The following is a 22,640-nucleotide window of genomic DNA, read 5'->3' as shown; positions in this document are numbered from 1 at the left end:
CTCTAATAGTTACTGCTTAATTCAATAGAGAGCATTAACGCGACTAGAAAGCCTTTGGTTAGCTTTTACCGAGGACGTTCAGCTTAGTCTTGATAAAGTCACTGTGGTCGACGTAGAGCAGTTCCGCTGTTTTACGGATCACAGAGTCTTCGATAGGGTCAATTTCCCCGTCGGCGTGCGCCACTTCCCACATAGCTTTGATTAAATCGATTCGCACTGCCTGAGAGAGATCTCTAAGTTGCGATGTAAAGTCATACAGTGATACTGATTGCTCTACTTTTGGTTCTGCTTGTTCTAGCAGTGCCTTTGCTTGTTCTTCATCTAGATCGAGCAAACGTTGCAGAAGCTGCAGCTTAGCGACTCTTTCTGATTCGTTGATTTGATGGTCGGCACCCGCGACTTCACACAACAAACTCGCGACGGCGATATTAGGTGATGTACCTTGGTTTTTGCTTAGGTCCTGGCCTTCAATCAACTGTTTAAACATTGATGTGAGAGAATTGAACATAACGAGCTCCAGTTAAAATTTGTATCGGGTTCCGTAACGCTGATAGTTATAACTATTGGGCCTACAGAGTGTGATCGCAAGTCCCTTTACTTAAAACTGACATTACGGATAAGCCAGCAATAAGGAACACATCCTAGTCCGGTTCCGGAAAACGCGTGACCTTGCCATCGCCGCTCAGGGTGGTAATCGATTGCGGTTTCCCATCGCTGTCTAGCCTCAATTCACCAATCGCACTGCGGTTTGAAAGGCGATAGAAGGTCTGATTGTCAGGGCTTCGCTTTTCGATCTTCAAGCGTTTACGCTTAGTGAAATAGTTCAAGACTGAGCGAGGGCTGTACAACAAACGGTCCCATACATCGCAGAATTTAAGCAGAGGAGCAGGGAATTGATTTTTAATGCCACTACAGGTGATTTGATAGATGTTCGGGCTGTTTCGGCGATATCTCAGCTTGATATCGTAAGCAAATGAGTAGTGAACATCGCCAGAAAGCACCACGAAGTTGGTCGGTGTTTTGGTATGGGTAAAGATGCTGATCAGCGTATTAGCACTGCCCGGGTGTGCCATCCAGTTTTCAGCGTCAATCACTAATGGCTTGCCTATGGTCGTTGCCATCTTTTGCAGTGTTTCAATAAACTTCACGCCAAACATCGGCGCAGCAGAAACGATCACCACTTTATCTTGATGCAGTAACTGATGTTGGAACTCAATCAAGGCTTCCCAGTCCATTAAACCTGAAGGTTTATTCATGCGTGATTCTGAACGCCAACGGCGGGTTCGAGTATCTAACACAATGACTTTGGGTGAAGTATCTATCGTGTAATGCCACTCTTCAAAGCGATTCAGTATCTCAATGAAGGCTTGATGCTTGTCTGGTTCTATTCGGCTAATAGAGTGAGTAGTCACTGCATTACCGGCTTCATTATGCCTTTCTGTAATGGCACGCACTTGAACAGTAAAAAGCTGTTTTGCTTGCTCGATGAACGCTTCGTTAAAGCTTTCCGGTTTGTTACCCCAACCCTGGCACATCCAGTAGGCGGCAAGGCCATTACCAATCACTTGAGTAGCGAACTGGTTTTGATCGACAGCATGCTCCCAGCCCACGGTAAGGTTCCAATCGTCAGTAACATCGTGATCGTCGAAGATCATGTAAGTCGGAATGTGCGCGAACAGACGTTGTACTTGCGGCAAGCCAGCAATGAAATCATCGATGATGACGCTTTCATCACGCCACTGTTGCTGCTCAGTCGGTGTTAATTGGCGTCCTCCTTGAGTGAAGTTATTCTCAATTAAACGCTCTCGATTGACGCATTGCCACAGTGTTGGAGACCAAACCAACAAGTACATCGCGATAAACTCGGACAGCGTGACCAAGTGGTTTTCACAATCAGTAGAACTAAAAATCGGCATGCCACGATTTGGGAAGAACTTATCGAGCATGGATTCTGAAGCGGTGTGGTGCGGTAAATAGTGATGACGCTGATATAAGTGGTATTCACTGTTATACAGAGCATCACTGCTGTTGATTTTTTTAATTTGCGAGTCAGTCGGTAAGCTCTCACCAACAAGACCAAGTCGTTGAATCACTTGCTGAATAGCATCTAGCGTCGGGCCTGCCACATGGTCGGCGTAGATCTGATCGCCGCTCATCATAAGCATATCGGGTCTTTCTACGATGCTTTGATCGGCAATCTTGTTATCGGCTGCGACTAAACTGTCTTTGCTTGGATGATGTGGATTACGACAAGAGCCATGCAAAATGTAATCAGCCGAGGTCGATATCTTAAACTCAACGCGAGATTTACCGTTGTAAACAAGGTGAGGGGCGAGCTCTTTTAGTGAGCCTGTTTCTGTGTGAATATCATATTCAAGGGGCGTATTGGTTGGAAACTCACCTTGTAAGCGAATTAGCGTTACCCACGCATGTGTACCGATTTGAATCGAATCATGTTCTTCAAGCGATGAGGTATAAAACGGTTGGTCTTGCTCTACGTTGGAATGGCCGATTTCTCCAACGAGATCTGTTTCGTTAACATATAGCTCAGCTCTGCCTGTAAGAGGCGAGCTGGTGGCTAACCAAAGTACCACTTCAGTCGCGGTGGTTTTTCTTAAAATGGGTCCGGCGAGTAACAGGGGAAGAGATGATGTCGTAGAGGGTTTCAATACGGTACCTAAAATCGTTGGTGGCTAGTCGTCGTGGTGTTCTTTTATTTCCGCTTCATGCGCGTCGAAAACCGATGTTTTCAGTTCTGGCATTTCAGGTTCAATTACTTCGAATTCTGTTGTTTGAGGCTTGCTTATTTCAAGCTCCGATAACTCAGACTTTCTTGCTTCAGACTCAGTTGCTTCAAGTATTTCGATAACTTCCGAGCTAGAAAGTTCATGGCCCATTAGAAATATTGCCAATAGGGCATCGGCTTTTGTCTTGGTATCGGATGTGTCGTCTAACACCTGCTCCAGTTTTTCACGAATCATCGCGATTTCGTGTTCAACAAAACCGCGGCCTTCTTCATCCCCTTGATTGTCTTCAGGGGCATTATCAAATTCAAGGAATAGCATGTCGCCGTCTAGGTTAGTATTCACCAAGCGTTCGGGTAGCCACGCTTCACCCATAACAATATCTGGATCGGAATCTTTGGGTAAGTGGTCTATAATGTTTTGTAATTCTGAGACTTTCACAATACTTTCATTTAACCGAGAATATTCTTTATTGTAACGGTCAATCTCGATCAAACCTAAAAATTGTTGGCTAGAATAGTCAATAAATGTCTAACCAGTACCACAAAACTTATTACAAAGAGTAATTAAACAAGAATGAAGCGCAAATTTTCACCGAAGCTCATCTCGTATGGGACAATTCTACTAAGTAACGCTTTTCTAGCGAACAGCGTGGCGTGGGCTACTGAAGAGCAAGAGTGGGGGATTGCGGCGATGTTTCGTACCGCCAGTATTCCTTACGACACGTCAGGTGGGGACCAAACGGTTAGCTCTTTTGTTCCAATGCTATTTTTCAAGAACGACTATGTGTTTATTGATGGTACTGAGATGGGAGCCTACCTCTATCAAACCGATGACGAGAAATGGTCTTTTAATGCTATCTCTCGCATGCGTTTTATTGATATCCCGGCTTCTGAACAGAATGCAATTGAAGGTGACACTGCGGATTTTGGTGCTCAACTGACTTACCAACTTGATGGTCCTTGGTCTGTCGAGACGGAATTAATGAGTGACAGTGAATTTAACCTTCACGGTAACTTACGAGCGAAAGCTAAGTATGAAACCGGAGACTGGGAATTTTACCCAAGCGCGACACTTCGTTATAAAAGCGCTGATTTCAACAGCGAGTATTACTCAGCTGGTAATGAAACCATTGGTGCAGGTGTTGATCTGAATCTTGGTGTTGAAGCGCGTTACCATGTTATCTCCAACCTTTACCTATTGGGTTCAACCAGTGTGACTCGACTGGATGATAACGCTTATGACTCTTCTATTATCGAAGATCGTTACCAAGGCGAGCTTTACCTTGGTTTTGGTTTCTTCAACGACAAAACAAAAGCGCCTAAGCCTAAGTTAAGTAACGCACCTTATTTACGAGTCGCGCACGGTTGGGCAACGCCGTCGAATATCGGCGACATCATGAAATTCAACACCGAGAAAGACGAGTACAATAACCAACTTACATCATTCTTTTATGGCCACCCTTTAACTGATGAGATCTTTGGCTTGCCGTTGGATATCTACTTAACGCCAGGTATCGCTCACCATTGGAGTTCAGAGGTTCAATCCAGTAGTACGGAATACATCATTGCGATTAAAGCGTACTACACCTTTAACTGGCCAACGCAGTGGCGATTCGGTGTTGCAGAGGGTATGTCTTATATAGATTCGATTACTTACATCGAAGGTTCTGAAATGGATCGTAAGGGCTACACGGCAAGTCACTTGTTAAACTACTTGGACTTCTCATTTGATGTGAATGTCGGTGACCTTATCGGTAAGAATGACCTCAACAATTTATGGTTTGGTTACTCATTGCATCACCGCTCGGCGATCTTCGAAAATGCGTCCCAATTTGGACGTATCAAAGGTGGCAGTAACTACAACACGGTTTACTTCCAATACGAGTTCTAAACCATTATTTCGACAATACCATTATTTCGACAATATAAAAAATGCTGCTCTCAATGAGCGGCATTTTTTTATTATCAAAGAAAACAGAGATAATCACTATTTGCCACTGCTAATCAATTATTCGAAAGTCACTTTAACTGAAATCTAATATATGGGTTTATTCTGATTATCTAATATTCCCTGCTTGCTTTTTGGATTTTACTACTATTTGATTATTTAACTTTCTTTCATTGTTCGTTAACTTTTTTATATTATTTACAATGACTTATATTATGTTGCCATCCTGGATTTTTATGATGCTCTAACTGTGTTTGTTATCTGTTAATCGATTGTTAATTGCTGTGCTGGTCACGTTAATTATTTAATTGCCTCTATATGATTAGCTCGAATTTATATAACAACAACGTCAGCTAGGAAGAATAATGAAAGCATATGTATTTGATGGAAAAGACAGCGCGAAATTGGAAGAACGTCCAATCCCTACAATTGAGAAGCAAAGCGATGTCATCGTAAGAATCGAGAAAACCACAATTTGTGGTACGGATTTACATATATTAAGAAACAACGTTGCGACATTTAAGCCAGGCACAATCATGGGCCATGAAGGGGTTGGTATCGTTGAAGAGTGCGGTGAGTTGGTGAGTAAGTTTAAGCCAGGCGATCGCGTGATCGTGTCATGTATTACTTCATGTGGTAGCTGCAAAATGTGTCAAGTGTCTAAATTTGGTCAATGTTTAGATGGTGGTTGGCTACTTGGTAATGAAATTGATGGCTGCCAAGCGGAATACGTTCGAGTTCCTTATGGTGATACAAGTCTGCACCTTGTTCCTGATGACATCGATACAGACTCTCTGGTTCTATTGAGCGACATTTTCCCAACAGGTTACGAAGTGGGTGTATTAGATGGGCAGGTTCAGCCGGGTTGCTCTGTTGCCGTCATTGGTTGTGGACCTGTTGGCCTTGCGGCCCTAATGACCTCTAAGTTCTTCACTCCAAGCGAAATCTATGCAATCGATACTAACCCTCATCGACTGCAAGTGGCTAAAGAGCTAGGCGCGACTCATGCTATCGATAACTCAGATGGTAGTGCCGTGCAGCAAATCCTCGACATGACCGACGATGTGGGTGTGGATGTGGTGATTGAAGCTATCGGTATTCCTGCTGGTTGGGATATGTCTCAGAAGTTGGTGTGTCCAGGGGGCAATATTGCAGTACTTGGTGTTCACGGAAAATCTGCAACGATTAACCTAGAAGACATGTGGAAACGAAACTTCACTATGACAGCTGGCATGGTTCATACCAACACAACGCCAATGTTAATCAAGCAAATTAGAGCGGGTTATTTGGAACCTCAAAAACTGATTAGTCACCAGTTCAATTTAACAGAGTCAGAAGAAGCTTATTCAACATTTATCCATGCTTCAGACCACAAGTCGTTGAAAGTCATCATTTCTAACGATTGTTCATAAACAGCGAATTGTTGAGGTTAGCTTGATTAGTAAACCATTTAAAATACTCGTGATAGGTTTAATCGTGAACCTATCGATCGGTATCCTATATGTATGGGGCGTTTTCAGTGAACCTTTGGCTGAGGCGCTAGGTGTTGATCCTAAGGACGTAGATGGGCCTTATCAGACTTCCGTGTTCGCATTTTCGGTAAGTCTATTTTTGGCTGGGGTATGGCAAGACAAAATAGGACCAAGGAAGGTCACAATACTTGGTGTGTTTCTTGTCGGGGCGGGGCTTTTAGCGTCCGGTTATGCCTCAACATTAGCGGAATTGCAGGTTACCTTTGGGTGCATGGTCGGTGCGGGGATGGGTTTTGCCTATGCCTGTATAGGCCCATGCACCATGAAGTGGTGGCCAGAGAACAGAAAAGGGTTGGTTAGTGGCTTAACCGCTGGTGGGTTTGCGATGGCGGCACTGTATTTGGCTCCGTTATCGACCGTTCTCATCGAACACTATGGCATCTTAGATACGTTCAAGATCCTTGGTGTCGGTCTACTCTTCATGATCCCGATGGCGTCACTGTTGGTGAATCCACCCAAAGGATATGTTTCAGAAATTCCCGGAGGAAAGGCTGCGGGATATGGATCAGACATAAACATCCAGTGGCTAGATATGCTGAAAACACCACAATTTTACCAGATATGGTTAATGTTCATGGTGTCATCAGCAGCAGGCATCATGCTTATCGGCTCTATTGGCAACGTCAGTAAATCGATAGGATTAACCGCTGAAGAAATTGCGTTGGGTATCATTTTATTAGCGATTTTTAATACCGCAGGGCGAGTCATTGGCGGCGTTGTATTCGACAGGATAGGGCGCGTTCATACTCTGGGCTTAATATTCATGTTGCAAGCGGTCAATATGGTGTTTTTTACAACCATTGAAACCACGATCCCTCTCATGATCGGGATCTCCGCAGGCGCTATGTCTTATGGTGCGTTATTCGGTGTTTTCCCTCCAGTAACAGCGGTGGATTATGGTTTGAAGACGTACGGAACCAACTTTGGAATACTCTATTCAGCATGGGGTGTGTCAGGGTTCTTCGGAGGAATACTCGCCTCGGTAGCGGGGACGGCTGAAAACACCTATTTGGCTTACGCTGCGCTTTTGGTTTCGATTACCGTAATGAATTACTTAATGAAACCCGTTGATAAGTCTGTGCTATTAAAAGACGAAGTTAATCTGGAATACTAAACACGAGACCAGTGAAGCCTTATTGCCTTCAAAGTCTCTACCAGTAACGTGTTTTCACCTAATGTTGGCTTGGGTAATCCAAGCCAACATTCTTTAATTGAATCATCGACTGCCTACCAATAATGAGTTTCAGTTTTTAGTCTAACAATTGAACACGTTAGTTTGCATTATCCCTGTTTCAGCAGGTGTTTAGGCAGCTAATATTCCTTGCTTTGTGTTAACTCGTTCCTTTCCTTTATGCTACAATCGCGCGAGTTTATATAAGAGAAAGAATAGGACACGCTGTGACTTCGTCTCCGGAAAAAGCAGATAAAAATAACCATGTAGCGAATACCAACGCGACATCGGATTCTGCTGCTGATCAAGCTAATCAAAAAAAGCAAAACAACAAACAACAAGCACCTAAAGCTAGCGCATCTCAAAATAGCCCAGCCTCTCTTCGTAAGGCCTTAAATGAGTGCATGATGCGCGATCGCTTCCGTTTGAGTAAGCGAATTGCTGGTGCGAGTAAAATTAAGAACGAACAAGCTAAGCACGCTGTCTTTGATGAGATTGCGTTAGACATTGCTAAGTCGATGATGACGGCAACTCAGCGTGCTGCACAGAAACCAACAATTGAATATCCAGAAATTCTCCCTGTTAGCCAAAAGCGCGAAGACATCGCGAAAGCCATCGCTGAAAACCAAGTGGTTATCGTGGCGGGTGAAACGGGTTCGGGTAAAACCACTCAGCTACCAAAAATCTGTTCTGAGCTTGGCCGCGGCCGCTTTGGCCTAATTGGTCATACTCAGCCTCGTCGTCTTGCTGCACGTTCGGTTGCGAATCGTATTGCTGAAGAGATGGAAACACAGCTGGGTGAGTTCGTTGGTTATAAGGTTCGATTCAACGATCAAATCTCTGACAACACCCAAATCAAATTGATGACCGACGGTATTCTACTGGCGGAAATTCAACACGATCGTTTCTTAAGCCAGTACGACACCATCATCATCGATGAAGCGCACGAACGTAGCCTGAACATCGATTTCATCATGGGTTACCTGAAAGAGTTGCTGCCAAAGCGTCCTGATTTGAAAGTGATCATCACGTCGGCAACCATCGATCCAGAGCGTTTCTCTAAGCACTTCAATAATGCACCAATCATCGAAGTCTCTGGCCGTACTTACCCAGTAGATACGCGTTACCGCCCATTAGGTGGTGATGACAGTGATTCAGACCGCGACCAAATCGAAGGTATCTTTGAAGCCGTTGATGAGCTGTGTGATGAAGGCCTTGGTGATATCTTGATCTTCATGAACGGTGAGCGAGAGATTCGTGATACCGCAGATGCATTGAGCAAACGTAACCTTCGTGATACTGAAATTGTTCCGCTTTACGCACGTCTATCGGCAGGTGAGCAGAACCGTATCTTCCAGTCTCATACTGGTCGACGCATCGTGCTGGCAACTAACGTGGCAGAAACCTCGTTAACGGTTCCTGGCATCAAGTATGTTATCGACCCGGGTACGGCGCGTATTAGCCGCTATAGCTACCGCACTAAGGTACAACGCCTACCGATTGAGCCTGTCTCTCAAGCGAGTGCCAACCAACGTAAAGGTCGTTGTGGCCGTGTTGCGGAAGGTATCTGTATTCGTCTGTACTCAGAGGAAGATTTCGAATCGCGCCCAGAGTTTACGGACCCAGAGATTCTTCGCACTAACTTAGCCTCTGTAATTCTTCAGATGACAGCGCTAGGCTTAGGCGATATTCAAGCGTTCCCATTTGTTGAAGCGCCCGATAAGCGCAACATTCAAGATGGTGTAAGGCTGCTTGAAGAGCTTGGTGCAATCGCGACAGTCGAACCGTCTGCGAATAAAAACAAGAACCACGGCGATGACAAGAAGAAGCTAACCGCGATTGGTCGTAAGCTGGCGAAACTGCCTATCGATCCGCGTTTAGCACGTATGGTAATTGAAGCGCCACGTAACCGATGCCTACACGAAGTGATGGTGATTGCGTCTGCGTTGTCGATTCAAGATCCGCGTGAGCGTCCATCAGACAAGCAACAATCGTCTGACGATAAGCACAAGCGCTTCTTCGATAAAGAGTCTGACTTCATCACGTTTGTGAACCTGTGGGATTACATCAAGCAGCAGCAAAAAGCGCTGTCGAGCAACCAGTTCCGCAAACAGTGTAAGCAAGATTACCTGAACTATTTACGTATCCGTGAATGGCAAGATGTGTACTTCCAAATTCATCAAGCAATGCGTGAACTGGATACTAAGTTGAATACAGAGCCGGGTAGCTACGATGGTATTCACATCTCACTACTATCAGGTCTGCTTTCGCACATCGGCATGAAAGACCAAGAGAAGAATGAATATCAAGGTGCACGTAATGCGCGCTTCCATATCTTCCCTGCGTCGGGCTTATTTAAGAAACAACCTAAGTGGATCATGTCTGCTGAGCTGGTGGAAACCTCGAAACTTTGGGGTCGTGTGATTGCGAAGATTCAACCTGAATGGATTGAGCCACTGGCGAAACACCTGATTAAACGCAGTTACAGCGAACCACATTGGTCGAAGAAACAAGCGGCGGTAATGGCACACGAAAAAGTGATGCTTTACGGAATCCCAATTGTTCCTAAGCGCCTTGTGAACTACGGTGCGATTGATGCAACCGTCAGCCGCGAGTTGTTCGTGCGTAGTGCATTAGTAGAAGGTGAGTGGGAAACCAAACACGCTTTCTTCAAGCAGAACCGTAAGCTACTGCAAGAAGTGGAAGAGCTAGAGCATAAGTCTCGTCGTCGTGACATCTTGATCGATGATGATGAGCTGTTCGATTTTTATGACCAGCGTGTGGGTGAAGAGGCTGTTTCAGGCCGTCACTTTGATACATGGTGGAAGAAAACCAGCCAGAAAACGCCCGATCTGCTGAACTTCGAAAAGTCGATGCTGTTCAGAGGTGATGCAAGCCACGTTACCGATTTGGATTACCCGAACTTCTGGCACCAAAACGGTATCAAGCTCAAGCTGAGCTACCAATTTGAGCCGGGCGATGACAACGATGGTGTAACGGTCCATATTCCGCTACCTATCTTGAACCAGATCGACCAAAACGGATTCGATTGGCAGATCCCAGGTTTACGCCAAGAGTTGGTGATTAGCCTGATTAAGTCACTTCCAAAAACGCTACGCCGTAACTTTGTGCCTGCACCAAACTACGCCGATGCATTCTTGGCACGTGTTACGCCACTTGAAGCTCCGCTATTGGATTCTCTTGAGAAAGAGCTACGTCGTATGACAGGCGTGGAAGTGGTACGTGATGACTGGAAGTTAGACCAGATTCCAGAGCACTTAAAGGTAACATTCCGCGCTGTAGATCATCGCAAGCGTAAGCTGAAAGAACAGAAAGATCTGCATGAGCTGAAAGAGAGCCTGAAAGACAAAGTTCAAGAAACGCTTTCTAAAGTGGCAGACGATGATATCGAACAGCAGAACCTGCACACGTGGAGCTTTGGTGAGCTACCAAAAGTCTACCAACAGAAGCGTGGCGGCTACGATGTTAAAGCTTTCCCTGCGCTGGTGGATACCAAAGACAGCGTAGAGATCAAACTGTTCGAAACTGAACAAGAACAGATCTCTGCAATGAAATCGGGTCAGCGTCGTTTAATCTTGTTGAATGTACCATCGCCGATCAAATACTTGCACTCGAACTTGCCGAACAAATCGAAACTTGGTTTGTACTTCAACCCATACGGACAGGTACTTGATTTAATCGATGACTGTATCGCTTGTGGTATTGATAAGCTGATTGAAGAGAAGGGCGGTTTGGTTTGGGAACCAGAGCAGTTTGAAGCACTGAAAGAGCACGTACGTGCAGAGTTGGGTGATACGGTAGTTGAGATTGCTCAACAAGTTGAAACCATCTTAACCACGGCATTCAGCATCAGTAAGAAGCTAAAAGGCCGTGTTGATCTTTCTATGGCATTCGCACTTTCGGATATAAAAGCTCAGGTAGAAGGCTTGATTTTTAAGGGTTTTGCCACAGAATGTGGGTGGAAACGCCTGCCGGATATTCTACGCTATATGAGAGCGATTGAACGCCGCATGGAAAAACTGCCAATTGACCCGAACAAAGATCGTCTTCATATGATCAAAGTTGAGTCAGTAATGAATGATTACAAAGAACTGCTGAATAAAATTCCAAAAGGGATCGCGGTTCCAGAAAATGTAAAAGAGGTGCGTTGGATGATAGAAGAGCTTCGTGTAAGCTTCTTCGCACAGCAGCTCGGTACGCCTTACCCAGTATCAGATAAGCGTGTTAAAAACGCGATTGATGCTTGCTAAAGGAATAAAGCTAGACGCAATAGCAAGGTTTAGGTATAAATCTTGCTTATTGCATTACTAATTGAATAGTTATTACATACAGGGCGACTTGGTGGCAATTTATTACCACTCAAGGCCTGCCACTAGGACGAAAAAGGTCGAATATGAAAAAAACGTTATTGGCACTAGCACTGCTAGGTGCATCTTCAACAGCAATGGCTGATTCTTGGTTGTACGGCGGCGTAATGGGTGGTCAAAACTCATTAGGTAATGAAGAAGAAACAGCGATGGGTATCCACGTGGGTACAGGCATCCTGCCACTAATTGGTATTGAAGCGGGTTACTGGGACCTAGGTTCTTTCGACAGCGTTAAGTACGGCAACCGTGACCTTACAAACCTAGATGCAAGCACTGCTTACCTAGCGATCAAACCAAGCATCGACTTCGGTCCTCTTCACGTATACGCGAAGGCTGGTGTTCACTCTTACGATCTTAAATCTGACGGCTTCAAGCAATCAGGAGAAGATGTAATGTACGGTGTCGGCGCTGAATACTTCATCTTTGGCCCACTATCTGTAGGCGCTAGCTACCAAAACTTCAAAATGAAAGATGACGACTCTGGCGTATTCACGCTAAACGCAACTATCCACCTACTGTAATTAATCAGTGAAACGATCGTAAATATCGGTCGGATAGTCGTTAAAGAGTTCGTAAGAATTCATAAAAAATGCCAGCTTGATAGCTGGCATTTTTGTATCTGTTAACCGTGTAATCGCAACTCTGTTTTCTTATAACAGATAGCTAGCGGATGGTTACTTTTTACTGTTCAGAATACGCTGGATTCTTGGGTTAATCGCTTTGCCGTGTTGGCTTTCGTACTCTTCGCGCTTCAAGTCGTTAAGGTTCTTCACTGAGTTAGCAGCAAGAAGGAATTGCGGTAATTCTGTTTCAAGCATGCCTTTCTCATCTAAACGCTTTGCTTCCAAGTAGTACTTTTTAAACAGACCATCAAGCTTGTTTTCAGCCGTACGCTTTAAATCGTACAGCTTGTTTTGGATAAGCCACTTTTCAATCTTGTTAGCGGCAGTACGCGATAACACACGAATACGGCTATCCAGCAGTTCTTCTTCAGTCAGTGAATCTTTAAGGATCCAAAGTTCACCCATTTGCGGCGGCCAGCTGTTGCCAAGTTGAATACGCTCATGACAGTGCATTAGCACGCGGTTAAGGCCGTCTGAATCAACAGAGTTGGCAAACTCAATGAATTTACCACTTGGCTCACTACCATATTGGTATTCCCACTGTGTTTCGTACACGCTCAAGAAAGAACCAAACACATGGACACACCAATCTGTGAGCTCTAATTCTGCAGGATCTTGATCAACAACAGGCACTTGTTGAGACGCACCTGAACCTGCAGCTTGTGCCGCAGCTACTTTCACATCGGTACTTTGTGCTTCAATCACTTCAGGTACTAGTGGAGCTTTAGGTTGAACGTCCGGAGCTGGCTCAGAAGGTTGGCTTTTTGCCTTTTTGAATGAGCTGCTGCCTGAAGCGTTCAGATGGGCTAAGCTTTTGTCGATACCCATTTCCTTGAGCTTGTCCTGCATTTCCTGAATATTGAGAGGTCTTCTGCTGTTGTTGTCTTTCATTTTGCTTCTCGTTAACTAACCAATACTGCAACTTAGATTCGATGCGAGATAGTGGCATTAGTTCATTGGCTTTGGCTTTATACCAGAGGACAAATTTCTTCCATACTAAACTATGGTCACCGGCAAGGCCGGAGAATTTAAACGCGCGTTCTGCCCATGATGGTATCTCTTCTTCGTTGAGATCATGAGTAGAGACGGTGTTGCTGTTCATTGAGCCTCGGCCTTGTGGGCGAGGGGCATGCTGCATGTGTTGCATTGGCGCCGGAGCAGGCTGAAACTTGGGTGCAGGTGCAGGTGCAGGTGCAGGTGCAGGTGCAGGTGCAGGTGCAGGTGCAGGTGCAGTAGAGTAGACCGGAATACTATTGGTCGGTTGAACCTCAACGTGCGCCGTAGCTTGCTCTTGCTCAATGAGCATTTTGAAAACGTGAATCTCTTTTTTATCTCGATAATCTACTTTCACCTTATCGAGGAAACCTTGGTCGACTAAACACTTAAGGCAGTCGGCTAAACCAAACGTAGATAGAGCACAAAGCTGACCTGCCGTTTGCAGGCACACATTGGTGTAGCCGAATTCGTCAGCACCATCTGCAAGCATCAATAAAACCAGCTTTTCTGCCGGGCTAGAAGTATTCACTTGCCAAGCTAAATAAGAATATTTGGCGCTCAATATCGTGTTCTCAAAAAAGGTAAGTCGTTGTCACTATTGTAAGTCACCCCTTACCGAATTTATAGCAACTTAACAGAAAACGACATTAGTAAGCCAAATATTGACCATAAGGAGAGGTCTGCCCTAAAAAGTAAGCCTACACTCATTCATTCTAGGTCAGAAGGTGGCTAAAGGTGGGTTTTACGGCCGTCTTTTTCGGGTCTGATTCTGCACTAAGGCTTAAAATAACGTGGTCTATTAACGTAAAGAATGAGCTTCTCACCTTTCGTGTTCTCTTCATGAAAGCGCCTATCTTCTCTCTCTAGTGACTGTTGATGACTTCTCTATCTACTTGTTGACATATTTATCCATCCATTCATAAGTTATATTTAATTTATAAAACACCTTGATATGATCAATATTTGCGCTATTATGACGATAAGTCAGAAATGACGAAACGTCATAAAATGGTTAACTACATGAATTTACTATTCGTGTTAATATATTGGACAGGAGCGTTTTAAATACTGGCGAAGCTTAGATAATAGCTAAGCTAAAATACGGACTGAGAAATTATGTTTGGCTTTGGTTGTAAAGGCGATAAACAAGGTATCTTTGGTTGCAAAGGCGTGTTGTCTAAAAAGCAGCAGTCTATCGCAGACCGAGAAGTAGAATTGATGTTGTTAGCGAAAGATCTGGTTCGAGAACAAGGGTTCGGAAACCTGACGATGGATAGGCTAACGGCGGCAAGCTCTTATTCTAAAGGTACGATATATAATCACTTTTGCAGCAAAGAAGACGTAGTTTTAGCCTTGTGTATTCACTCTTTAAAGACCGAGGCATTGATGTTTGCTCGTTCTGGAGAGTTTGAAGGCAACTCACGCGAAAAGATTGTCGCATTGCACGTTGCGTACCGAGTTTATGCTCGTATGGAACCGGTATTATCAACTTGCGCGATCATGGCTAAAAGCCCGTGGGTACTAGAGAAAGCCTCCAGTGCACGCGTGGCCGAGATGAATCAATTAGAAGAGATCGTTATCGAACAAGCGGATCTGCTCGTCAATCAAGCAGTAGAAGCCGGTGACCTAAAGTTCTCTTCTGGCGTGGGTTCAGATGCCATCGTGTTCGCCAACTGGTCAATCGCATTTGGTTCAAATGCTTTGTCTCAGAATGCTTCAAACAGTCATTGTATCAAGCGGTTACAAGACCCGTATTCAGTATTACATAACGCGAACATGATTTTAGACGGCCTCAACTGGCAGCCCCTTTCGAGTGATTGGGATTACCGCAAAACCTGGCGCCGTGTAGAACAAGAACTGTTCAGCGAAGAGATCGCTTACTTAGAATCAGTAGGTCGATAGCTTCTATTAAGCCCACTCATGTGGGTTTATTAATAACCATTTTTGACGATTCGTCACAAACTTGAGATTAACCGACTGTAGTTTTGGTTTCTTGAGTGTTTGACTAAGAATTGTGTCTTTTGTCAGCTTCGGTTGGCTTTTTATGACACAAATATGACGAATCGTCACAAATGGAGACTGTGATGAAACATGACAGCCAGAAGCCCGCTTTCGATCAGCAAAATCGAGATAACCGTAATGTCGATAACGCAAACACTGATCTAAATAACAGTTGGCACTCAATACCGACCAAGCGTTCGTTTATCGTTCTGCTGGTGGTTTTTTCAATCATCATGCTCTCTGCTTTTGGGGCAAAGAACCTCTACTTTAGAGGGGACTACAACATCTTCTTCGAAGGCACCAACAAACAGTTGATGGCGTTCGATGAAATTCAAACCACTTTTGCAAAAACCGACAACCTCGCGATTGTTGTCGCCCCTGAAGATGGCAATGTCTTCACCCCAGTAACCCTCACTCTAATTCAAAACCTCACGGTCGATGCGTGGCAGATCCCGTACTCAAGCCGTGTCGATTCGCTTGCCAATTATCAGCATACCGAAGCCGTTGAAGATGACCTCTTGGTAGAAGACCTGCTGTATGAAGAATATGAGCACACACCAGAGCGAATCGCCAAAGTTAAACAGATCGCCCTCAATGAACCTCTGCTTAAAAACGCATTAGTCTCAGCCTCTGGCGATGTGACGATTGTGAACGTGACCGTGCAATTGCCTGAAGTGGATAAAACTGCGGAAGTGCAAGAAGTAATCGCGGCTATCAATACTATGATCGCCAAGTACCAAGCCGATTACCCTAATGTCGAATTCCATAAAGCGGGCATCATTGCCATGAACAACGCCTTTATGACTTCGGCTCAAGAGGACAGCTCAACACTGGTGCCATTAATGCTGTTGGTGGTGTTGGTGTTCCTGACCTTTATGTTGCGCTCGTTCTTTAGCGTGGTGGCTACCTTAGTTGTGATTATCTCTTCGATTGTTGCGACCATGGGTTTGTCTGGCTGGGCAGGGATGTTCCTTAGCACCGCAACGGTCAACGTTCCGACCTTAGTGCTAACCCTTGCCGTTGCTGATTGTGTTCACGTGATTGTGACCATGAGACAAGCCATGCAGCGCGGGATGGAGAAAGCACAAGCCATTCAATACAGCATCAAGTTGAACGCGATGCCGATCTTAATTACTTCTGTCACCACCGCGATTGGCTTCTTGATGATGAATATGTCGGACTCTCCAGTATTGCGAGACTTCGGTAACTTGTCGGCATTGGGCGTGATCATCGCGTGTTTCCTATCAGTGACTATGCTTCCTGCGCTGTTAAAACTTTTGCCAGTTAAGAGCTTGCCAGTAAACCCATTAGCGGCAGATAAAGTGACTTTCATGGATAAGCTGGGTGATTTTGTGGTTGCGAACCGCAAAGCACTGCTGCCTATTTCTACCTTAGTGATTGTTGGCGCTGCCGCGTTAATTCCATTGAATAAAGTGAATGACGAATCGGTGAAGTATTTCGATACCTCAAGTGAGTTCAGACAAGCAGCCGACTTCATGGAAGAGACCGTAAGCGGCATGACAACCATCAGCATCGCAGTCAAAACCAATGAGTCTCAAGCGATTGCCGATCCTGTGTTCTTACAAGCGATTGGTGACTTTACCGATTGGCTACGCGTTCAACCAGAAACCGACCATGTCGCCACACTTTCCGATGTTTACATGCGTTTGAATAAGAACATGCATGGTGACGACGATCGCTACTACCAACTGCCACTTAACCGTGAACTCGCCGCGCAATATCTACTGCTTTACGAGATGTCTCTGCCTTATGGCTTGGACTTGAACAACCAGATCAACGTCGATAAATCATCGATCAAAATGGTGCTGACGGTGGACAACCTAGGCAGTGTGGAATTGGTTGAACTCGAAGAGCGCATCTACTCATGGTTTGCCGCTAATGCGCCGCAATATGAAGTGGTCGCATCCAGTCCGTCATTGATGTTTGCTCACATTGGCGAAACCAACATGGCGAGCATGCTATCGACTCTGCCAATCACCTTAGTGCTTATCTCTGGCCTGATGACCTTCGCACTGCGCTCGGTTCGCTTGGGCATCATCAGTTTAGTACCGAACATTGCCCCGGCGATTATCGGCTTTGGTTTATGGGCGCTTATTTCGGGTGAAATCAACTTGGGTTTGTCAGTCGTGGTCACGCTTACGTTGGGTATCGTGGTCGATGATGCAGTGCATTTCTTAAGTAAATACCAACGCGCCAGAATCGAAGGGAAATCAGCAGAAGAAGCGGTTCGTTACGCCTTCCACACCGTTGGCCGTGCATTGTGGATCACCACAGTCGTACTCGTGGCGGGTTTCTCTGTACTGGCGATGTCGAGCTTCAGACTCAATTCCGACATGGGCTTACTCAGCGCGATTGTGATTTTCATTGCGCTGGTGGTCGACTTCATCTTGCTACCGAGCTTACTGATGATCTTCGACAAACAGACCCACTATTCAGTTAAAACTCAGCACGAATCAAAGCATGACACCAAGCCACAGCCTAGCTCGACAGCCGAACTGACTACATCGACCAAATAAGGAAACGTCAGCCTGCTGCGGTCGGCTGACTCAAGGAGAAATTTATGAAAATCATTAAACAAACTCTCGTTACGACACTATTTACTATGGGCGCGTTTGTCGCTTTCCCTACTATGGCTGACCCGGCGAAAGGCTTAGAAATTGCCGAGCAACGTAAAGCGGTTGATGTCGGGTGGGGCGATTCTGTCGCAACCATGGAAATGTTGCTTCGCAACAAACAGGGCGAAAGCAGCACACGCCTAATGCGATTGAAGTCGTTAGAAGTGGATGACGATGGCGATAAAGGGCTGACGATTTTTGATGAGCCTCGCGACGTAAAAGGTACGGCTTTCTTGAATCATTCACATATCACTAAATCGGATGACCAATGGTTGTATCTGCCTGCATTGAAACGTGTAAAGCGCATCTCTTCACGCAACAAGTCAGGCCCGTTTATGGGCAGTGAATTTGCTTACGAAGATTTGAGTTCGTTTGAGCTAGAAAAGTACACCTTCAACTACATTGAAGACGCCAAAATTGAAGGCGTGGATACCTTTGTATTAGAGCAAGTTCCGACCGATAAAAACTCCGGCTACACCATGCAAAAAGTATGGCTAGATCAACAATATTACCGCCCCGTTCAAGTGGAGTTTTACGACCGAAAAGGTGCATTGCTCAAAACCCTGTCGTTCCAAGACTACAAACAATACCTAAACCAATACTGGCGCGCTCACACCATGTCGATGCAAAACCATCAAACAGGCAAAAGTACGGTATTAACCACGACAGATTTAGCCTTCCAGACCGGTCTTAAAGACAAGGATTTTCAAAAGAACACACTTAAACGTGCAAAATAAGGCAGGAATATGAAAAGGATTGTGGCAACAGGAACCCAGTTATCCTTAACTTTGGCAGTGACCGTCGGGCTTATGCAGGTGTCGCTGCCTTGTGTGGCGGCAGGCTTTAGTCCGGATCTTTCAGGGCAGGTGAACCTTGAACACAGGCAGTTCTTTAGTGACGGTTTGCAAGGGCAAGATAAAGGACAAAGCTCACTGGTGTTGCAGCCAGAATTTTACTGGGAGCAAGAGGAGGGCAACGGCAGCTTTACCTTCACCCCGTTTTATCGCCTAGACAGCGAAGATGATGAGCGAACCCATGGCGACGTTCGTGAAGCTCTGTATCTCAATTATTGGGATGACTACGAACTGCGAGCGGGTGTTGGCAAAGTGTTCTGGGGCGTGACCGAATCGGCGCATTTAGTAGATGTGGTAAACCAAACTGATGCCATTGAATCGGTCGATGGTGAATCCAAGTTAGGTCAGCCGATGGTGCACTTCACCTCGATTAAAGACTGGGGAACCATCGATGCCATGTTACTGCCGTATTTTCGTGAGCGTACCTTTGCAGGTGAAGACGGTCGATTAAGGCCTACTGTACCTGTATCGGACGATGCGCTTTACGAATCTTCAAGAGAAGAAAAGCACGTCGATGTGGCACTGCGCTATAGCCAAATGTACGGCGATTGGGATGTCGGTTTAAGTTACCTAGGCGGCACCAATCGCGACCCTTATTATCGTGTAGAAGGCAATGAACTCAAGCCGTATTACGCGCAAATGCAGCATTTCGGATTGGATGTGCAAGGCATTATCGGTGATTGGTTATGGAAGTTGGAAAGCATTTATCGCGACAGTTACGACAACCACACAGGCGTAGCGACAGGCTTTGAATACACATGGGTGGGGGCGCTTGAATCATACTGGGATATCGGCTTCATTGCTGAATATCTGTATGACAGCCGAGGCAATAACGCCCAAACCATCGGCCAAAACGATGTGTTTCTTGGGGCGCGTTTCGAATTGAACGATGAAGATGGCACCGAGGTACTTACAGGCATCACGCAAGACTTGGACAACAGCGATGTCTACAGTGCAAAACTGGAAGCTTCAAGTCGCATCAACAACAACCTCAAGTGGCGATTGAACGCGTGGTTGTTTGAGAACGAAACCCCAGAGGACTTGTTGTTCTTTGCTCGTAAGGACGACTTTGTTGAGATGGCGTTGGAATATTATTTCTAATGTTGGTTTGGTGGGGCATTCTTGTTAAAGGGGGTGTCTCAGATTTAAGACGCGCTATATTTATAATGTTTAACGTCGTCTTTTTATAAAAAGGAGCAAATAATCGAATAGTCTCACAGGTAAGATGGTTATATTTTTCGAGTATCTATAACCTCCGAATATGCATGTAAATCGTGCTGGTGGTATCGGCCCTAAGGGATCTATGAATTTATTTAATTGGGATAAAAACTTTGAAACAGGCATTGGTGTTGTCGATGAACAACATCAATACCTTGTTGGTTTTATCAACCATTACGGAAATCTTTTGTCAGAGAATACTATCTCTATAGACGATATTAACATCGCTTTACTCGATCTCACGCGCTATGCCGAATTTCACTTTAAAGAAGAAGAATCTTTGATGAGAGATTGTGGTGTGTATGAGCGACACATTGAAGAGCACATCAAAGTGCATCGTGTATTTATGCAAGATATCTACAGTATGCAAGCTTTCATCTTGGAAGAAGATCAGTCGTCAGCACGGCAGTTACTTGATTTCTTGATCCACTGGCTTGCTTACCACATCCTCGGTATCGACCAAAACATGGCGCGACAAATGACCGCCATAGAAGAGGGCGCGACACCTCTGCAAGCCTTTGAAGCGGAAGAAAAACAGCAAGATTCTTCGACTGTTCCTTTGTTGGCGGCGCTTAATGGCCTGTTTGAACAAGTCTCTGAACGCAACAAGCAGTTGTTACGCTTCAACCAGTTACTCGAAGATAAAGTTGAGGAGCGTACGGCAGAATTAAAACGAGCGAGTAAGAAACTTGAAGAGTTGTCGTTAACAGACTCACTCACTAATTTGCCTAACCGCCGTAATGCCTTTAAACAGTTAGCGCTACATTGGCAAGACTCCAAAGAGCTTGGTTTGCCTTTAGTGTGCATTATGATTGATGCCGACAATTTCAAGCGCATTAATGACACCAGTGGACATGATGCAGGCGACTTGGTGCTACAAATCCTCTCCCGTGAACTGAAAAACACCTTTCGTAATGATGATATTGTTTGCCGGTTAGGTGGCGATGAGTTCTTGGTTATTTGCCCTAACACCGATCTTAAAGGTGGAATGCACATCGCGGAAACGGCTCGACAGAAAGTGTCTGAATTAGAGGTTGAAACCAGTAATCAAGTTTGGATTGGCAGTATTAGTGTCGGTGTAGCTGAAATAACCCGAGAATTCGGCTCAATGAACGAGTTAATTAAAGCCGCCGATGAGTCCGTCTATTTAGCAAAAAACGCAGGCAAAAACAGCGTTTGTTCGATTCAGGTTTTGAGTTGGCTTGCGTTGAGTTGATAGCTCTACTCACTTAAAACCTAGAACCATCGCTCTTATCAGTTTTAGCGCTCAAGATACTTAAAATCGAGAGTACTTTTCACTTTAGTTTTTAAGCGCTATTCACTTCCAAACAAAGGAGTGGCACTCGTATTTGTGCCACTTCCTCTTACTCCTCATTAATATCCTGTTAAATTTGCCGTGTTTTTAGTCAATAACTTGCTCTTTTAGCGATTCAATTTGGCATTGGTAGCGTGTTTGATTACTATGTGTAGCTATCTAAAAAAACTAATCATCCGATACGGACACTACCAACTGGTAGATGAGGAAATGATGCAACATCTAGAAGAGATCATTGCTAATGCAACGACTGCTATTGATACAGCAGATTCGTTAGTCGCACTTGATGAAGTGCGAGTTCAGTATTTAGGTAAGAAGGGTGAACTAACTCTTCAACTACAAAGCCTAGGTAAACTTCCACCTGAAGAGCGTCGCACTGCTGGTCAAGAGATCAACAAAGCGAAAGGTGCTGTTCAACAAGCGATCGCAGCTCGCAAAGACGCACTACAACGTGCAGAGCTTGAAGCGAAACTAGCTGAAGAAACTATCGATGTGAGCCTACCAGGTCGTCGCATTGAGAACGGTGGTCTTCACCCAGTGACTCGCACAGTTGAGCGTATCGAACAGTTCTTTGGTGAGCTTGGCTTTAGCACTGAGTCTGGCCCTGAGATCGAAGATGCATTCCACAACTTTGATGCACTAAACATCGCAGACGATCACCCAGCTCGTACTGACCACGATACTTTCTTCTTCAACCCTGATCTAATGCTACGTACGCACACTTCTGGTGTTCAAATCCGTACGATGGAAAACGGCAAACCGCCATTCCGCTTCATTGCTCCGGGTCGTGTTTACCGTAACGACTACGATCAAACTCACACGCCAATGTTCCACCAAGTGGAAGGTATGTTAGTTGATGAGAACGTAAACTTCGCACAACTTAAAGGCATTCTTAACGATTTCCTTTGTAACTTCTTTGAAGAAGAAGTTGAAGTGCGTTTCCGTCCTTCATTCTTCCCGTTCACAGAGCCTTCAGCTGAAGTTGACGTGAAACGTAAAGATGGCAAATGGCTAGAAGTTCTAGGCTGTGGCATGGTTCACCCTAACGTACTTCGCTCTGTTGGCATCGACCCTGAGAAATACTCTGGTTTTGCATTCGGTATGGGTGTAGAGCGTCTAACGATGCTTCGTTACGGCGTAAATGACCTTCGTGCGTTCTTCGAGAACGACCTTCGTTTCCTTAAACAATTCAAGTAATCCGGGGCAGTCAAA

16 protein-coding genes are annotated in these 22,640 nt (G+C 45.1%); 11 read left to right on the top strand and 5 right to left on the bottom strand.

Annotation, left to right across the window (positions count from 1 at the left end; translation table 11 throughout):
- Positions 1-58: 58 nt before the first annotated feature.
- From AB8613_RS01985 to AB8613_RS01975, 3 genes are all read right to left on the bottom strand, one after another.
- On the bottom strand, positions 59-508 hold the full coding sequence (locus AB8613_RS01985; RefSeq protein ID WP_285954039.1) for a TerB family tellurite resistance protein: 450 nt from the start codon (positions 506-508) through the stop codon (positions 59-61).
- A 133-nt stretch (positions 509-641) separates the two neighbouring features.
- Positions 642-2,669 (bottom strand): alkaline phosphatase family protein, encoded by a 2,028-nt coding sequence (locus tag AB8613_RS01980; protein ID WP_372384341.1) that lies wholly within the window; start codon positions 2,667-2,669, stop codon positions 642-644.
- Positions 2,670-2,693: 24 nt separating this feature from the next.
- A complete protein-coding gene (locus tag AB8613_RS01975; protein WP_285954041.1) occupies positions 2,694-3,239 on the bottom strand; it encodes a hypothetical protein in 546 nt (181 codons plus the stop codon).
- Between the two features lie 81 nt (positions 3,240-3,320).
- On the opposite strand from AB8613_RS01975, the gene AB8613_RS01970 reads away from it, so the two are divergent.
- The 5 genes from AB8613_RS01970 to AB8613_RS01950 all read left to right on the top strand — a co-directional run bounded on the left by AB8613_RS01970 (position 3,321) and on the right by AB8613_RS01950 (position 12,306).
- Positions 3,321-4,637: a MipA/OmpV family protein gene (locus tag AB8613_RS01970; protein WP_372384340.1), complete on the top strand. Its 1,317-nt coding sequence runs from the start codon at positions 3,321-3,323 to the stop codon at positions 4,635-4,637.
- Positions 4,638-5,059: 422 nt separating this feature from the next.
- Positions 5,060-6,106, top strand: coding sequence for an alcohol dehydrogenase catalytic domain-containing protein (locus AB8613_RS01965; protein WP_008222112.1), 1,047 nt, complete (start codon positions 5,060-5,062; stop codon positions 6,104-6,106).
- Positions 6,107-6,128: 22 nt separating this feature from the next.
- A complete protein-coding gene (locus AB8613_RS01960; RefSeq protein ID WP_372384338.1) occupies positions 6,129-7,340 on the top strand; it encodes an OFA family MFS transporter in 1,212 nt (403 codons plus the stop codon).
- Positions 7,341-7,801: 461 nt separating this feature from the next.
- Positions 7,802-11,668 carry an ATP-dependent RNA helicase HrpA gene (gene hrpA / locus AB8613_RS01955; RefSeq protein WP_372384844.1) on the top strand — a complete coding sequence of 1,289 codons (3,867 nt, stop codon included), beginning with the start codon at positions 7,802-7,804 and terminating at the stop codon, positions 11,666-11,668.
- Between the two features lie 143 nt (positions 11,669-11,811).
- Entirely contained in the window at positions 11,812-12,306 is a 495-nt protein-coding gene (locus tag AB8613_RS01950) for an outer membrane beta-barrel protein (protein ID WP_146491286.1), read from the top strand.
- A gap of 153 nt (positions 12,307-12,459) precedes the next feature.
- On the opposite strand, the gene AB8613_RS01945 is transcribed toward AB8613_RS01950, so the two are convergent.
- Both AB8613_RS01945 and AB8613_RS01940 read right to left on the bottom strand, forming a co-directional pair.
- Positions 12,460-13,236: a hypothetical protein gene (locus AB8613_RS01945; RefSeq protein WP_285954220.1), complete on the bottom strand. Its 777-nt coding sequence runs from the start codon at positions 13,234-13,236 to the stop codon at positions 12,460-12,462.
- Positions 13,157-13,966: a hypothetical protein gene (locus AB8613_RS01940; protein WP_372384337.1), complete on the bottom strand. Its 810-nt coding sequence runs from the start codon at positions 13,964-13,966 to the stop codon at positions 13,157-13,159. Before AB8613_RS01940 ends, AB8613_RS01945 begins: the two co-directional genes overlap by 80 nt.
- Positions 13,967-14,520: 554 nt before the next feature.
- On the opposite strand from AB8613_RS01940, the gene AB8613_RS01935 reads away from it, so the two are divergent.
- The 6 genes from AB8613_RS01935 to pheS all read left to right on the top strand — a co-directional run bounded on the left by AB8613_RS01935 (position 14,521) and on the right by pheS (position 22,625).
- Positions 14,521-15,306 carry a TetR/AcrR family transcriptional regulator gene (locus AB8613_RS01935; protein ID WP_146491284.1) on the top strand — a complete coding sequence of 262 codons (786 nt, stop codon included), beginning with the start codon at positions 14,521-14,523 and terminating at the stop codon, positions 15,304-15,306.
- Positions 15,307-15,476: 170 nt separating this feature from the next.
- Positions 15,477-17,942 carry an RND family transporter gene (locus tag AB8613_RS01930; protein WP_372384336.1) on the top strand — a complete coding sequence of 822 codons (2,466 nt, stop codon included), beginning with the start codon at positions 15,477-15,479 and terminating at the stop codon, positions 17,940-17,942.
- 44 nt (positions 17,943-17,986) lie between these two features.
- Positions 17,987-18,778, top strand: a complete 792-nt coding sequence (locus AB8613_RS01925; protein WP_372384335.1) for an outer membrane lipoprotein-sorting protein — start codon at positions 17,987-17,989, stop codon at positions 18,776-18,778.
- Positions 18,779-18,787: 9 nt separating this feature from the next.
- Entirely contained in the window at positions 18,788-19,996 is a 1,209-nt protein-coding gene (locus tag AB8613_RS01920; protein WP_372384334.1) for a hypothetical protein, read from the top strand.
- A 160-nt stretch (positions 19,997-20,156) separates the two neighbouring features.
- Positions 20,157-21,329, top strand: a complete 1,173-nt coding sequence (locus tag AB8613_RS01915) for a GGDEF domain-containing protein (protein WP_372384333.1) — start codon at positions 20,157-20,159, stop codon at positions 21,327-21,329.
- Between the two features lie 312 nt (positions 21,330-21,641).
- A complete protein-coding gene (gene pheS, locus AB8613_RS01910; protein ID WP_004734764.1) occupies positions 21,642-22,625 on the top strand; it encodes a phenylalanine--tRNA ligase subunit alpha in 984 nt (327 codons plus the stop codon).
- Positions 22,626-22,640 lie beyond the last annotated feature (15 nt).

It is taken from the genome of Vibrio sp. BS-M-Sm-2 (genome assembly GCF_041504345.1).
Classification (GTDB): domain Bacteria; phylum Pseudomonadota; class Gammaproteobacteria; order Enterobacterales; family Vibrionaceae; genus Vibrio; species Vibrio satsumensis.
Note: the sequence above shows the minus strand (reverse complement) of the source record. Positions and strands in the feature narration are given on the sequence as shown.